Genomic DNA, 13,811 nt, shown 5'->3' on the forward strand with positions numbered 1-13,811 from the left:
TGCCGGCTACAGCCAGGGCCGCCGTCCCGGCCCGGTCGGATGGATCCCGGTGACGCCCATGACGACGGAGTACAGGCTCGTCTCCGCGGTGATGAAGAGGCGGTTGCGCTTGGCGCCGCCCCAGGAGATGTTGGCAACCGCCTCGGGGACGTTCAGGCGGCCGATGAGGGTGCCGTCGGGGTCGTAGCAGTGCACACCGTCGGTCATCGCGGCGACCCACAGGCGGCCACCGTCGTCGAAGCGGATGTTGTCGAAGCGGGCACCCTCGCGGGCTCCGGCCTCTGCGAAGACCTGCTCCTCGGAGAGGGTGCCGTCCTCGCGTACGTCGAAGACCCAGATCTTGCCGGCGCGGGTGTCGGAGACGAAGAGCTGCCGCTCATCGGGGGAGAAGACCAGGCCGTTCGGCGCCCCGAAGCAGTCCGCCGCCAGGCTCACCTCGCCGGTGACCGGGTCGATCCGGTAGACGTTGTTGGCTCCGATCTCGCTCTCGGCGCGATATCCCTCGTAGTCGCTGGTGATGCCGAAGTCGGGGTCGGAGAACCAGATCGAGCCGTCCGACCTCACGGTCGCGTCGTTGGGGCTGTTCAGCCGCTTGCCCTGCCAGCGGTCGGCCAGCACGGTGATCGTGCCGTCGTGCTCGGTCCGGGTCACCCGGCGGTTGCCCTGCTCGCAGGTGATCAGCCGGCCCTCGCGGTCGAGGGTGTTGCCGTTGGTGTGTCCGGCGGTACGACGGAAGATCGCCACGTCGCCGGTCTCCTCGTCCCAGCGCAGCATCCGGTCGTTCGGGATGTCGCTCCAGACGACCTGGCGCCAGGCGGGCACGTAGATCGGTCCCTCGGCCCAGCGGCAGCCGGTGAACAGGACCTCCAGTGCTTCGTCGCCGTTCATGCACCGCCCGGTGCGGAACCGCTCGTCGAGCATCTCGTACAGGCCAGGGCGCTCATCGCTCATGGAATCCTCATCGTCTCGTGGTCGAATCTGAATCGGCGTATATCGAAGACTGCAAGATGAGATATGGTCCTGGCAAGATATTTCCGAACGGAGATGCTGTGGATCAGATCGATCGCGAGCTGCTGGCCGAGCTCCAGCGCGACGCCACCCAGTCCTACGCCGCGCTCGGCCAGGCCGTCGGCCTCTCCGCCGGGGCCGCCCACGAGCGCGTGCGCAAGCTGCGCGAGGCGGGCGTCATCCGGCGCACCAGCGCCGAGGTGGACCCGGCCGCGGTGGGCAGCGGCGTCCTGGCGTACGTCATGGTCGACTCGACCTCCTGGATGGGCGACTCCGCGGAGGCGTTCGCCGCGCTCCCGGAGATCGTGGAGGCTCATGTCATCGCGGGCAGCGCCTCCGTGCTGGTCAAGGTCAGGACGGCGACGACCGAGCAGCTGCAGGACGTGCTGCGCCGGATCTACGCCATCGACGGGGTCAGCGGGACGCAGGCGACGGTGGTCCTGGAGACCTTCTTCGAACGCCCGCTCTCACCGCTGACCCCGCACCCGGCCTGAGGTCAGGCGGGCACCTTGTCCAGGAACCCGCGTACGTCCAGGATCCGCTGGTCCGCGTCGACGACGACCACGTCGAAGCCGATGATCAGGGGCTCCTCGCCGGCCGGGCCCAGCCCCCACTGGAATCGGGCCTGCTGGTGATGGGCGTCGGCCTCGCCGACCTGGGTGAACACGAAGCCGGGGAACTGCGCGCGTACGGCCTGGATGGTCGCTCCAACCGCGTCGCGACCCTCGACCTCGGCGAGCGGATCGACGTAGACGCAGTCGTCGGACCAGTGCTTGGCCAGCAGCTCGGTGAGCTCCTCGTCGGTGGCGTTCCAGGTGTCGAGGTAGCGCGTCACGATGTCGTTCATGGTGTCTTCCTTCTCTCGGATCGGGGTGCCAGGAGAAGGTTCGCCGCCGCCCGGTGCGCCGGTCGATAACCTCTGAGGTCATGGTCGCCCCGGCGTCGGCTTGGCTAGCCTCGTGGCCATGACCTCAACCGCGGCCCCACCGTCATCGTCGGTCGGCAGCGAGCTTCGCCGCTGGCGGGAGCTGCGGTCCCTGAGCCAGCTCGCGCTCGCCACCCAGGCCGAGGTGAGCACCCGGCACGTGAGCTACGTCGAGAACGGCCGGTCCCGGCCGACGCCGGAGATGATCGTGCGGCTGGCCGAGGTGCTGCGGGTGCCGATGGCCGAGCAGAACCGACTCCTGCTCGCCGGTGGGTTCGCTCCTCGCTACCCGCACCGCGCGACCGACGACGACGCGCTGGCCCCGGTGATGGCGGGCCTTCGTGGCCTGCTGGACGCCCACGCGCCGTACCCGGCCCTGCTCCTCGACGACCGCTGGGACGTCGTCGACGCCAACCGGTCCGTCGACGCGCTGCTCGTCGGCTGCGACCCCAGCCTGCTCGAGCCTCCGTTGAACGTCATCCGGCTCTGCCTGCATCCGCGGGGGATCGCCCCGCGGATCCGCAACCTTCCCGTCTGGCGTGCCCACCTGCTCCATCAGCTCGGCCGGCGCATCACGCACACCGGTGGCGACCCGGCGCTGGTCGCGCTCCGGGACGAGGTCACCGCCTATCCCGGCGACGATGTGCCGCCTGCCCGGCCCCTCGCCGATCCTGTCGTCCCGCTGGAGATCGAGATGGGTGGCGACATCCTCCGCTTCTTCAGCGTCGCCAGCCAGATCGAGAGCGCCTCCGACGTGACGCTCCACGGCCTCCATCTGGAGACCTTCGTCCCCGCCGACGACCGGACGCGGCGGCTGCTCAGCCCTTGACCAGCCGCATCGTCTGGTGCGAGAGCACCCGGCTCACGGCGGGCAGGCGCGAGATCGTCCCGAGGATGAGCGCTTCGTACGCCTCCGGGTCGGCGACCTGGACACGCAGGTAGTAGTCGGGCTGACCGAGCATGCGGCGCATCTCGGTGACCTCGGGGATGGCGACGGCGGCGGTCTCGAAGTCCTCGATGGTCTTGCCGTCGTTGACCGCGATGTCGATCGCGACGATGACCTCGAACCCGCGTCCGCCGCTCTTCGGGTCGATGCGGGCGTGGTAGCCCTTGATCACCCCTTCGCTCTCCAGGCGCTGCACCCGGCGCAGGCACGGAGCCGGGGTGAGGCCGACCCGGCGCGCCAGCTCGGCGTTGCTCAGTCGGGCGTCTTCTTCGAGTTCGGCAATGATTGCTCGATCCAGGTCGTCGATCGCATGATCATTGCGCATGCGGGCACTTTAGCATCGTCAATGGGCAACCCATGAACGTCCGAACTTGCCTAGGCTTGCGGCATGCAGGTCATGGAGATGGAGACGGCGTTCCGGGAGCCCGTGGGCACCCGTGAGGAGCTCGCTGCCGGCTGGCGGAGCGTGCTTCCCGCCTGTGTTGCCGTGGTGCCGCTGGGGCTGGCGCTCGGCGTGCTCGTGGTTCACTCCGGGCTCGCCTGGTGGTGGGCGCCGGTGCTCGGGGCGATCGTGTTCGCGGGCACCATGGAGTTCCTGCTGGTCGGCCTGCTGGCCGCCACCGCACCCCTGGCGCAGATCGCCGTCAGCACCCTGCTGGTGAACTTCCGCCACGTCTTCTACGCGATCTCGTTCCCGCTGCACCGGGTGCACGGCGCCGGATGGAAGGCCTACAGCACCTTCGCGCTCACCGACGAGGCCTACGCACTCACCGTGACGCCGGAGTCCGCCGGCTGGTCGAGGGCCCGGATCATCGGCATCCAGGCGTTCTTCCATGTCGCCTGGGTGATCTGTGTGGCCGCCGGCGCCGGGCTTGGCTCGCTGATCCCGCCGCAGGTCGTCGGGCTCGAGTTCGCCGTCACCGCGCTGTTCGTGGTGCTCGGGCTCGAGGCGTACAAGGTCCGTCGGTCGCTGCCGGTCCCGGCGCTCGCGCTCGGCTGCGCGCTCGTCGCTGCTTTGATCTCGCGCGAGAACATGCTGCTGATCGCGATGGGCATGTTCGTCGCCGCGCTAGTCGGTTCGTACGCCCTCGCCGCGCGGAGGAGCCGTCGTGCCTGATCCCTGGTACGTCCTGTCCGGCATCGCCGTCTCCGCGGCTGTCACCTGGGGGCTCCGTGCGGTCCCGTTCGCCGTGCTGGCGCCGCTGCGGCACAGCGTGCTGATGGCCCACATCGGCGAGCGGATGCCCGTCGGGATGATGGTCATCCTCGCCGTCTACACCGTTCGCGACACCGACCCCGTCGTCCTCGCGTCGGCCGGCCCGGCCGCCCTGGCCCTGATGCTCACCATCGGCCTGCACCTGTGGCGCGGCAGCATGACGCTGAGCATCTTCGCCGGGACCGCTGCGTACGTCCTGGTCACCTCGGTCATTGCGGCCTGAGTTCCGGTCGTTTCCAGTCGATGCGTCGGATCGCGGCTACGGTGACCGCATGACTGTGGAGAACGAGGCCAGGAAATCGCGCCAGCGAGGCGACGGACGCAACGGGTTCGAGCGCTTCGTGGAGGTGGTGACCTCCGTGGTCAGCCATGCGCCGTTCTTCTACGTGATCGTGGTCGTCCTGCTGGCGTGGGCGGTGAGCTTTCCGTTCTGGTCCTCCAGCACCAAGTGGGAGCTCGCGGTGCACACGGGCTCATCGGTCCTCTCGCTGCTGTTGCTGGTGCTGCTCCAGAACGCCGGGCGACGCTCGGAGGAGGCTTCGCACGAGAAGCTCAACGTCATCGCCTCGGCCCTCTCCGATCTCATGGAGTCGCGGGCCCGCGACGACGAGGACCTCGCCGATTCGGTGCGCATCCTGCGCGAGGCCGTGGGCCTCGAGGAACGGCACTGACCGCTAGTTGATGATCTCGGCGTCGTCGCCCATGGCGGCGAGGCGGTCGCGCCACCCGAATCCTGTGGGTCGTGCGTCGATGTTCGACCCGGTGGCGTGCAGGATCTCGACGCCGAGTGCCGAGATCTGCTCGACGACCTCGTCGGTCGGGTCGGCGTCGGTGACGACGCCCGCGACCTGGCCCCAGGGAAGCACGCGGTAGGGGGAGGCGGCGCCGATCTTCTCCGAGGAGGCGAGGACGTACGTCTCGGCAGCACGCCCGGCCAGGGCGCGCTTCATCGCGGCGTCCTCGGCGTCGCCGGTGGTGAGTCCGGCTTCGGGGTGGACGCCGGTGACGCCGATGAGACAGAGGTCGGCGGAGACGTTCTGGGCGGCCTCGACGGCCGCGGCACCGCAGGCGACGGCGGAGTGCTTGAAGACTCGGCCGCCGAGGAGGAAGAGGTCGGCGCTCGGGTGCTGGAGGAGGGCCGAGGCGACCGTCGGACTGTTGGTGATGACGGTGCACTCCAGGTCCGCCGGGAGCGCCTGGGCGACGGCGAGCGCGGTGGTGCCGCCGTCGAGGATGAGCGTGCTGCCGGGACGTACGAGGCCGGCGGCCGTGGCGGCGACCGTCCGTTTGGCGTCGGGCTCGACGGTGTGGCGCGCGGTGTAGTCGACGACCGCCGGGGAGACGGGCAGCGCGCCACCGTAGACGCGCTGGCACAACCCTTCGGCGGCCAGGTCGCGCAGGTCACGGCGGATGCTGTCCTCCGAGATGCCCAGCTCGGTTGCCGCGTCCTTGGCCACGATCTTGCCTGTTTCTTCCAGAAGACGCAGGAGATGAGCGCGGCGCTGCCCAACAAGCATGCACGTTCCTTTCTGTTCTTGCACATTATTGCATGTACGCTGCCGCTGTGACGACAACGAAAGCCGACCCGCGACCTGGTGTCGACGTCCCGGACCATCGCGGCCGCACCGGCCTCGATCGCACCGGACGGGACCTGACCCGCAACCCCGACGTCGTGGTCCGAGACGTCGAGCTGACCTCGCAGGGGTGGCACGTGCTCAGGCGCACCACCTTCGACTTCCGCCGTCGCGACGGGCGCTGGGAGACACAGCAGCGCGAGACGTACGACCGCGGGAACGGAGCCGTGCTCCTTCCCTACGACCTCGAGCGCGAAACGGTCCTGCTGACGCGGCAGTTCAGGTATCCGGTCTACGTCAACGACCATCCCGACGGTCTTCTCGTCGAGGCTGCCGCGGGGCTGCTGGACGCCGACGACCCGGTCACCGCCGTTCGGCGGGAGAGTGCCGAGGAGCTCGGCGTCAGCCTCGGCGAGGTCGACCACGTCTTCGATGCGTACATGAGCCCGGGGTCGGTGACCGAGCGACTCCATTTCTTCGCAGCCGCCTACTCACCGCAGAGTCGCACCGGTGAGGGAGGCGGGGTCGCCGAGGAGGGCGAGGACATCGAGGTGCTCGAGCTCGACTTCGCCGACGCGCTGGCGATGACCCGCGACGGCCGGATCATGGACGGCAAGACCATCATGCTCGTGCAGTGGGCCGCTCTCGACGGCCCGTTTCGACCAGTGGCCGGAGCGTCCGCTCCGCTGCCGTGACGTGATGGAATCAGGGGAGCGGCGCCACAGCGGACGCCTGATGCGGGAAGGGCGAGGATGACCGGTTCGTTCTGGTGGGACCTGCTGATCGGCATCGCCGCGGCCCTGCTGCTCACCTGGCTGTGCCTCGTCGCGGCGCTGCTCGTCGTCCGCCCGCGCGGCGACCTGCTGCGCGAGGCCCTGCGGATCCTGCCCGACGTCGTGCGGCTGCTCCGGCGGCTCGCGGCGGACAGGACGATGCCCCGCGGCGTACGGATCAGGCTCGGGCTGCTGATGGTCTACCTGGCTCTGCCGATCGATCTGGTGCCCGACTTCATCCCGGTGCTGGGCTACGCCGACGATGCGATCATCGTCGCCGCCGCGCTGCGCGGCGTCGTCCGCCGGGCCGGGATCGACGCGGTGCGGGCACAGTGGCCGGGCACCGAGGACGGCTTCGCGGCACTGGTGCTGATCGCCGGGCTCGACCGCTCGGTCAGTCGTGGAACCGGGCGCCCTTGACGATGCGGTCGACGGCGTTGCGGGGACCACGGAGGGCGATCCCGACGAGGTCGAGGTCGGCCGCCGGGACCGCGGCGACAGCGGCTCGATTGGCCTCGTCGTGTCCGGTGCCGAACAGCTCGCGGGTGTAGATGGCGAGCGCGACGTCGTCCCGGGCGGCGGCCCTGCCGCGAGCCTTGCCCAGCAGGCCGGAGTCGGCGCTCATGACCATCACCGGCTGACGCAGCATGGGCAGGTACTCGGTGGCGTCGCCGTCGCGGTAGGCCTCGCCGACGAGGCCGGGGGAGCTGGTCGCGATCCCCGACATCAGGAACGCGGTCACGTTGAGCTCCTGCCAGGGCTCGAGGTCCTCGTTGAGCACGACCACCACCTTCGTGTCGAAGCGTGGGGAGGTCGCGGGGTCTTCCGAGGTCAGCTGTGCCGTCATGGTCGAAGTCTCCGCCGTCGTCCGCAGCCAGGTCTTGTACGTTTCTTGCATGGTCGATCACGTGCGCGCCTGGCATCCCGAGGTGCCGTCGCTGCGCGAGGTCTACCACGCTGATTTCGACCACTCCTACCCGATGCACACCCATGACGACTGGGCGGTGATGCTGGTCGACGACGGCGCGGTGGTCTACGGCCTCGATCGCGACGACCACCATGCCGTTCCCGGAGCGCTGACCCTGCTGCCGCCCGGGGTGCCGCACGACGGCCACTCGGCGATCGAGGGGAAGGGTTATCGCAAACGAGTGCTCTACCTCGATCCGGACTGGTTGCCGGCGGGTGCTCAGGGCCTTGCCGTGCGCCGGCCGACGCTCGCGGCTGCGGCACCGCTCGCGGCTGCCCGGCACGTGCACGCGGCGCTGCAGGACCCCGGTGATCTGATGGCGGCCGAACACTGGCTGCTGACCATCCGCGACGAGGTGCTCACGCACCTCGGAAGCCCCGCGCCGAGGCTTCGCGACGCACCGTTGGCCAGGCGTCTGCGGGCGCTCCTCGACGACCGGCTGACGGAGTCGTTCACGATCGCCGCGGCCGCCGCCGAGCTCGACACCCATCCCAGCCATCTGGTCCGGGTGTTCTCGCAGACCTACGGCATCGCTCCGCACAAGTATCTGGTCGGTCGCCGCGTCGATCTCGCCCGCCGGCTGCTCGTGGACGGCCACCGTCCCGCCGAGGCGGCTGCGCTGGCGGGATTCCATGACCAGGCCCATCTCACCCGCCACTTCCGCCGCATCCTCGGCGTGACGCCGGCGACCTTCGCCGCCTGAGCCGGGCCGTAGGCTGGGCTGATGGCCGAGCGGTTCGAGCGGGAGAGCGTGGTCGCGTTCCGGCTGGCGTCACACCATCTCGACGTCCGGCTGGGTGAGGGCGATCTCCTCGCGGCCGCGGGACGGTGCGGCATCCAGGACTCGCCACCGGGATCGGCGTTGCTGGCGCTGCATGCGCGGGTGGATGGGGTCGCCGCCGGGACGGTCGCCCGAGCGATCGAGGACAGGAGCATGCTGCTGACGTGGAGCATGCGCGGTGCCCCCTACCTCGTCCCGGCCGCCGAGGCCGGCGTCTTCACGACCGGGGTCCTTCCTCCGTCGGAGACGGTGTTACGGCACTTCGTGCCGGGTGTCGAGCAAGCCGTCGACCGACTCGGGCTGAGCCTCACCGAGGCGGTCGACATCGTCGCCGCGGCGGCACGTGAGGTCCTGCCAGGGCGAGGGCTGGCGATCAGCGAGCTCGGTGTCGAGGTGTCCCAGGTGATCACGCCCCGACTGACGGCACCGCAGCGAGAGGTCTGGATCGAGGAGGGGCCGTACGCCGAGGGTCAGCCCATCGGGGAGGCGGTCGTGCGCTTCTGTGTCCGTGTGCTCGCGCTGCGACGGATCGTCTGTCTCGCGACGCGAGCCGAGAACAAGGCGCCGTTCGTGCTGACCGAGGAGTGGCTCGGCCACCCGGTCGCGGAGGCAGACCCCACGGCATCGCGCGCCGAGCTGCTCCGGCGCTACCTGCGCTGCTACGGGCCGTCGACCCGAGGCGACTTCGCGGCGTGGCTCGGAGTGCGGGCGGGTGATGTCGATCCCTGGTGGGGTTGCCTCGAGGACGAGCTGGAGGAGGTCGACGTCGGCCGGTCGGCATGGGTCCTGGCCACCGACCTCGACACCCTCCGAACCTCGACCATGCCCTTCGGGGTGCGGCTGCTCCCGCCGCGAGACCCCTACACGCAGCTGCGTGACCGGGAGACCATCGTCGACAAGGCGCATCACCGCGACATCTGGAGGACGGCAGGCGACCCCGGAACCGTCCTCGCCGAGGGTGAGATCGTCGGAACCTGGCGCCCACGCAAGCGCGGACGTGAGCTGCGCATCGACCTGACGACCTTCGAGGCGTCGAGCCGAGCGCGGAGGGAGGCACTCGCGGCAGAGGCGGAGCGTGTCGCCCCGCTCCGGGAGGCGTCCTCCGTCACGGTGGACTTCGCCAGGTAATAGCCGTGCGCGCGGCGCGCTGATGGTGCTGAATAGGCCTATGTCGTCATCGCCCCGCGTCGTCGTCTGCGGCCCCGCGTCCTGGAACCACCTGATCGACCTCGACCGTCTGCCCGAACCGGTGCCCCACATGCAGTTCGCGCGGCGGTCGTGGCACACGATCGGCGGCACCTCGGCGGGCAAGGCGCTGCACCTGGCCGGGCTCGGCATCGACGTACGTCTGTGGGCTCCTCTCGGCACCGACGAGGACGGCGAGCGACTGCGGCAGCGGCTCGAGAAGGCGGGGGTCGTCGTGGAGACGATCGTCAGCGAGCAGACCGAGCGGCACGTCAACCTCATGGCCGACGGGGGCGGCCGGGTCTCGTTGTACGTCTCGACCCCCTCGACCCCGTCCGCCGAGGCGGTCGATGCGGCGGCGTGTGCGGTCGCCGAGGCCGACCTCGCGGTGATCGACCTGAGCGAGCTCGGCCGGATGGTGCTCGAGGCGATGCCGTCGCCGCGCATCCCGCTTTGGATGGATCTGCACGACTACGACGGTGCCACCGCCTTCCACGAGCCCTTCCTGCGGGCGGCGGCAGGCGTGTTCATGAACGACGACGGCACCGAGGACCCGTGGGGGCTGATGGCCTCGTGCCTCGACCGCGGTCCCGGCCTCGCCGTCTGCACCCTCGGGGCGAAGGGAGCGATCGCGCTCGAGGCGGACGGGACCCGGCACGAGGTCGCCGCGACACCGGCCACCGTCGTCGACACCAACGGTGCAGGCGACGCCTTCATGGCGGGCTTCCTGGCCGCGCGGCTGCGTGGGGAGCCGGTGGACGTCGCCCTTCGTGCCGCCGCCGACCAGGCCCGGGTCGCGATCGAGACCGAGCACCTCCACCCAGCGCTCGGTTGATCACGCCGGACGGGCCGGCACCCTGGGGATGAGAAGCCGCCCGGCTCAGAACGGGTAGCGCGCCGGCTCACCCCGCATGGTGATCCACCGGGTCTCGGTGAACGCCTCGATGTTCGCCTCGGCGCCGCCGAACCGGGACCCGGTGCCGGACGCGCGTACGCCACCGAACGGCGCGTTGGCCTCGTCGTTGACGGTCTGGTCGTTGATGTGGACGATGCCGGTCGGGATCTGCTCCGCCACCGCGAGGCCACGCATGACGTCCTTGGTGACGATGCCCAACGACAGGCCGTACTCGCTGGCCCCCGCGAGCTCGATCGCGTCCTCGACCGACTCGACCTTGGTCACCGGAGCGACGGGGCCGAAGACCTCTTCCGCGTACGCCGGCGCGGTCAGCGGGACGTCCGAGAGGACGGTGGGCCGGTAGAAGAGATCCTCGTAGGTGCCGCCGGCCGCGACCTTGGCACCGGCATCCGCCGATGCCGTGACCAGGCCGTGGATCTTGTCGCGCTGACCGGCGTCGATGACGGGACCGAGAGCGACCTGGTCGGTGGCGGGATTGCCGACCGGCAGGTGGCTGGCCTTCTCGGCGAGGGCTTCGACGAAGTCGTCGTAGATGCCGGCAGCGACCAGGTGCCGGCCGGTCGTCATGCAGATCTGGCCCTGGTGGAAGAACGAGCCCCACGCTGCCAGGTTGACGGCGGCCTCGACGTCGGCGTCGTCGAGGACCAGCAGCGCGGAGTTGCCGCCGAGCTCGAGGTGGGCGCGCTTGAGGTGCTTGCCCGCCAGCTCGCCGATCCGGCGGCCGACGCCGGTCGATCCGGTGAACGAGATGACCCGGACGTGGGGATCCGTGACCAGCGCTTCGCCCACGTCGGCGCCGCCGGGCAGCATCTGGAGCACACCCGGGGGCAGGCCCGCCTCCTCGAAGACACGGGCCATCAGCGTGCCGCCGGTCACGGCGGTGCGCGGGTCCGGCTTGAGGATGACGGCGTTGCCGAGGGCGAGGGCGGGGGCGACCGAGCGGATGCCGAGGATGATCGGCACGTTGAACGGGGCGATGACGGTGACCACGCCGGCGGGCATGCGGCGTGCCATCGACAGACGCGGCTGTTCGGACGGGATGACCTCGCCGATCGGCCGGCTCGGGAGGCTGGCGGCCTCGTAGCACTCCTCGGCCGCGACGTGGAGTGCGAACCCGGCCATGCCCGGCACGGCGCCGACCTCACGGACGTTCCACCCGGTGATCTCCTCGGCATGCCGCTGCCACAGGTCACCGGCGCGACGCAGGACGGCGGCACGTTCCGGGTGCGGACGTGCGGCCCACTCGAGCTGGGCCTCGGCGGCCGCTGCAGCGGCCTCGGCCACATCGGCGGCGGTGGCCAGACCCATCCTGCCGAGCTCGGCACCGGTGGCGGGTTCGACGACGGCGTAGTCACCTCCGCGCCCGGGCTGCCAGGTGCCGGCCTTGAGAATGTTTCCGGACCAGTCGACGGAGTCGAGAACGGACATGGTGTGCTCCTGAATGTCGGGTGGCTAGTTGTGGGGATGCGCCGGCACGGTCAGCAGGGCCAGCAGAGCGATCACGGCCGCGCCGGCGAAGGCGTAGAAGCCCCAGGGGTAGGCGATGCCGGCGGTGAGGAGGGCGCCGCCGAGGAAGGGGCCGACGATGGCACCGACCCGGCCGACGCCGGCGGACATGCCCAGTGCCGTGCCGCGGATCCGGGCGGGATAGAGGTGGCTGACGAACGCGTAGACCAGCACCTGCGCGCTGAACACGAAGACTCCGGCGGCCAGGACCGCCCCGTACACCAGGAGGCTGTTCTCCATCTTGATCGACAGCAGCGCCAGCATCACGGCGGCGACGCCGAACCAGGTCACGACCGTCGGCTTGTTGCCCCTCGCGTCGGAGATCAGGCCTGCCAGCACGAGTCCGATCACCGCGCCGACGTTGAGGGTGAGGAGCAGGCCGAGGCCGGCGTCGAGGGAGTAGCCGGCCTCGCCCATGATCGTCGGCAGCCAGGTGTTCAGGCCGTAGACCAGCAGTAGACCGCAGAACGACGCCGCCCACAGACCGAGGCTCACCCACAGCAGGCGGCCGCGTACGACCTCCGAGGGGCGGACCTTCTCGGTCTCCACGGTTTCCAGGTAGGCCTGGGACTCCGGGAGCTTCACCCACATCACCGGGACCGTCAGTAGTCCGGCGACGCCGCCGATCACGAACATCGCCTCCCAGCCGAGGTTCGGGATCACCCACAGGGCCAGCAGAGCTGTGAGCACCGCGCCGACGTGGTAGCCGGTCATCATCCGTGTCATGGCGGTGCCGGAGCGGCCCTCGGGGGCGTGCTCGCTCATGAACGCCAGCGCCGTCGGCAGGCAGGCGCCCAGACCCAGACCCGCCAGGAAGCGCAGCGCGATGAACACGGTCGCGTTCGGCGCGAACGCGACCGCCAGCGTCAGCAGCGAGAACAGGGCGATGCTGCTGATCAGGGTCGTACGCCGGCCGAACCGGTCGGCAAGAGGACCGATGGCGACGGCGCCGATGCCGACCCCGACCAGGCCGACCGTGGCCGCGGTGGTCAACGACGCCTTGGTGAACCCGAGGTCGCCGGTCCCCGCCAGCGTGGGGATCACCGCGCCGAGCACGACGAGGTCGTAGCCGTCGAGGGCGACGGCGAGCCAGCAGAGCGCGACCGGCCAAAGACTCCGGTTGCCGTCGGCGATGGTGCGCGATGTGGTTGCGGACACATTCATGGGACGAACCTAGGGGCGGTCAGCCCTGTGAGCATCGACACAGCTTCCGGTCAGTGGAAACTCGGCCGAAATACTTCAGAGCCGACGCCCGATCGACTGTGCGGCGACACGGAGCGCGCCGTACAACCGCTGCTCGCTCCCCTTGAGCGTGGGAACGACCAGGCCCAGGGAGGCGACCACCTCGTCGCGTCGGTGGATCGGGACCGCGATCGAGCAGGCGCCGAGGCTCATCTCCTCGTGAGTGGTGGCGTAGCCCTTGTCGAGCACCTGCCGCAGCTGCCTGCGGAGGGCGCCGGGCTGGGTGATCGTGTAGGGAGTGATCCGGGTGAGGGTGGCCAGCACCGTGTCCCGGACCTCGTCGGGAGCGTGAGCGAGGAGGACCTTGCCGACGCCGGTGGCGTGCATCGGCAGGCGGCCACCGACCTTGCTCACGACCGGGACCGACTGGTTGCCGCGCAGCCGGTCGAGGTAGACCACCTCGGTCCCTTCACGGACGGCGAGATGCACCGTGGCCAGGGTCGCGCCGTAGAGGTCGTGGAGGAACGGCTCGGCGACCTGGCGCAGTCCGGTCTCGGCCGGCGCGAGGTGGCCGATGTCCCAGATCTTGCGTCCGATGACGTAGTCACCGGACGGCAGCCGCTCGAGCGCGCCCCAGCGGAAGAGTTCACCCAGGAGCCGATGGGTCGTCGCGAGCGGAAGGTCCGCGCGGGTCGCGATGTCGCTGAGCGACATCGCCCGGTGCTGCTCGTCGAACGCGCTCAGGATCGCCAGCGCTCGGCTGGTCACGCTCGTGCCGGCCTGTCGGCTGTTGCCCGCCATCGTCCTCTGCCTTCGCCACATGGGAGTCGAC

Annotated in this window: 18 protein-coding genes; 10 read left to right on the top strand and 8 right to left on the bottom strand. The window is 70.3% G+C overall.

Going from position 1 to position 13,811, the window contains the following annotated elements; translation table 11 throughout:
- Window positions 1-6: 6 nt before the first annotated feature.
- Complete coding sequence (locus tag ACFVDI_RS12440; protein WP_378905067.1) at window positions 7-951, bottom strand: SMP-30/gluconolactonase/LRE family protein; 945 nt, start codon at window positions 949-951, stop codon at window positions 7-9.
- A gap of 98 nt (window positions 952-1,049) precedes the next feature.
- Between ACFVDI_RS12440 and ACFVDI_RS12445 the strand changes: the two genes are divergently transcribed.
- Window positions 1,050-1,502, top strand: a complete 453-nt coding sequence (locus tag ACFVDI_RS12445) for an Lrp/AsnC family transcriptional regulator (protein WP_378905070.1) — start codon at window positions 1,050-1,052, stop codon at window positions 1,500-1,502.
- A 2-nt stretch (window positions 1,503-1,504) separates the two neighbouring features.
- Here the strand turns inward: ACFVDI_RS12445 and ACFVDI_RS12450 are convergent, their stop codons facing one another.
- On the bottom strand, window positions 1,505-1,855 hold the full coding sequence (locus ACFVDI_RS12450) for a nuclear transport factor 2 family protein (protein WP_378905073.1): 351 nt from the start codon (window positions 1,853-1,855) through the stop codon (window positions 1,505-1,507).
- A 118-nt stretch (window positions 1,856-1,973) separates the two neighbouring features.
- On the opposite strand from ACFVDI_RS12450, the gene ACFVDI_RS12455 reads away from it, so the two are divergent.
- On the top strand, window positions 1,974-2,762 hold the full coding sequence (locus ACFVDI_RS12455; RefSeq protein ID WP_378905075.1) for a helix-turn-helix domain-containing protein: 789 nt from the start codon (window positions 1,974-1,976) through the stop codon (window positions 2,760-2,762).
- Here ACFVDI_RS12455 and ACFVDI_RS12460 read toward each other — a convergent pair.
- Window positions 2,752-3,204 (bottom strand): Lrp/AsnC family transcriptional regulator, encoded by a 453-nt coding sequence (locus ACFVDI_RS12460; RefSeq protein ID WP_378905078.1) that lies wholly within the window; start codon window positions 3,202-3,204, stop codon window positions 2,752-2,754. The two genes, ACFVDI_RS12455 and ACFVDI_RS12460, sit on opposite strands and share 11 nt — an antisense overlap.
- Window positions 3,205-3,267: 63 nt before the next feature.
- On the opposite strand from ACFVDI_RS12460, the gene ACFVDI_RS12465 reads away from it, so the two are divergent.
- Genes ACFVDI_RS12465 through ACFVDI_RS12475 form a run of 3 tightly spaced genes read left to right on the top strand, consistent with a single transcriptional unit; the run spans window position 3,268 to window position 4,766 of the window.
- Window positions 3,268-3,996 carry an AzlC family ABC transporter permease gene (locus ACFVDI_RS12465; protein ID WP_378905081.1) on the top strand — a complete coding sequence of 243 codons (729 nt, stop codon included), beginning with the start codon at window positions 3,268-3,270 and terminating at the stop codon, window positions 3,994-3,996.
- The gene (locus tag ACFVDI_RS12470; protein ID WP_378905084.1) at window positions 3,989-4,318 is read left to right on the top strand and encodes a branched-chain amino acid transporter permease; all 330 of its coding nucleotides are present in this window, start codon (window positions 3,989-3,991) and stop codon (window positions 4,316-4,318) included. The genes ACFVDI_RS12465 and ACFVDI_RS12470 overlap by 8 nt, the downstream gene beginning before the upstream one ends.
- A 49-nt stretch (window positions 4,319-4,367) precedes the next feature.
- Entirely contained in the window at window positions 4,368-4,766 is a 399-nt protein-coding gene (locus tag ACFVDI_RS12475) for a low affinity iron permease family protein (RefSeq protein WP_378905087.1), read from the top strand.
- Window positions 4,767-4,769: 3 nt separating this feature from the next.
- Here ACFVDI_RS12475 and ACFVDI_RS12480 read toward each other — a convergent pair whose 3' ends face one another.
- Window positions 4,770-5,612 (bottom strand): DeoR/GlpR family DNA-binding transcription regulator, encoded by an 843-nt coding sequence (locus ACFVDI_RS12480; protein WP_378905090.1) that lies wholly within the window; start codon window positions 5,610-5,612, stop codon window positions 4,770-4,772.
- 47 nt (window positions 5,613-5,659) lie between these two features.
- Here ACFVDI_RS12480 and ACFVDI_RS12485 point away from each other — a divergent pair, with 47 nt between their 5' ends.
- Together ACFVDI_RS12485 and ACFVDI_RS12490 are read left to right on the top strand one after the other, a co-directional pair.
- On the top strand, window positions 5,660-6,364 hold the full coding sequence (locus tag ACFVDI_RS12485; RefSeq protein ID WP_378905092.1) for an NUDIX domain-containing protein: 705 nt from the start codon (window positions 5,660-5,662) through the stop codon (window positions 6,362-6,364).
- A gap of 57 nt (window positions 6,365-6,421) precedes the next feature.
- Window positions 6,422-6,862: a YkvA family protein gene (locus ACFVDI_RS12490; protein WP_378905095.1), complete on the top strand. Its 441-nt coding sequence runs from the start codon at window positions 6,422-6,424 to the stop codon at window positions 6,860-6,862.
- Here the strand turns inward: ACFVDI_RS12490 and ACFVDI_RS12495 are convergent.
- Window positions 6,837-7,289 carry a DUF2000 family protein gene (locus tag ACFVDI_RS12495; protein ID WP_378905098.1) on the bottom strand — a complete coding sequence of 151 codons (453 nt, stop codon included), beginning with the start codon at window positions 7,287-7,289 and terminating at the stop codon, window positions 6,837-6,839. The genes ACFVDI_RS12490 and ACFVDI_RS12495 overlap by 26 nt on opposite strands.
- Window positions 7,290-7,338: 49 nt before the next feature.
- Here ACFVDI_RS12495 and ACFVDI_RS12500 point away from each other — a divergent pair, with 49 nt between their 5' ends.
- The 3 genes from ACFVDI_RS12500 to ACFVDI_RS12510 are packed head-to-tail and all read left to right on the top strand — an operon-like array spanning window position 7,339 to window position 10,210.
- Entirely contained in the window at window positions 7,339-8,112 is a 774-nt protein-coding gene (locus ACFVDI_RS12500) for an AraC family transcriptional regulator (RefSeq protein ID WP_378905101.1), read from the top strand.
- 21 nt (window positions 8,113-8,133) lie between these two features.
- Window positions 8,134-9,318: a winged helix DNA-binding domain-containing protein gene (locus ACFVDI_RS12505; protein ID WP_378905104.1), complete on the top strand. Its 1,185-nt coding sequence runs from the start codon at window positions 8,134-8,136 to the stop codon at window positions 9,316-9,318.
- A 40-nt stretch (window positions 9,319-9,358) separates the two neighbouring features.
- Window positions 9,359-10,210 carry a carbohydrate kinase family protein gene (locus ACFVDI_RS12510; RefSeq protein WP_378905107.1) on the top strand — a complete coding sequence of 284 codons (852 nt, stop codon included), beginning with the start codon at window positions 9,359-9,361 and terminating at the stop codon, window positions 10,208-10,210.
- A 45-nt stretch (window positions 10,211-10,255) separates the two neighbouring features.
- Here ACFVDI_RS12510 and ACFVDI_RS12515 read toward each other — a convergent pair whose 3' ends face one another.
- The 3 genes from ACFVDI_RS12515 to ACFVDI_RS12525 form a co-directional block, all read right to left on the bottom strand.
- A complete protein-coding gene (locus ACFVDI_RS12515) occupies window positions 10,256-11,719 on the bottom strand; it encodes a benzaldehyde dehydrogenase (protein WP_378905110.1) in 1,464 nt (487 codons plus the stop codon).
- A gap of 24 nt (window positions 11,720-11,743) precedes the next feature.
- Window positions 11,744-12,961, bottom strand: coding sequence for an MFS transporter (locus ACFVDI_RS12520; RefSeq protein WP_378905113.1), 1,218 nt, complete (start codon window positions 12,959-12,961; stop codon window positions 11,744-11,746).
- Window positions 12,962-13,036: 75 nt separating this feature from the next.
- Entirely contained in the window at window positions 13,037-13,780 is a 744-nt protein-coding gene (locus ACFVDI_RS12525) for an IclR family transcriptional regulator (RefSeq protein WP_378905116.1), read from the bottom strand.
- Window positions 13,781-13,811 lie beyond the last annotated feature (31 nt).

Source organism: Nocardioides sp. NPDC057767, assembly GCF_042798275.1.
Lineage (GTDB): Bacteria > Actinomycetota > Actinomycetes > Propionibacteriales > Nocardioidaceae > Nocardioides.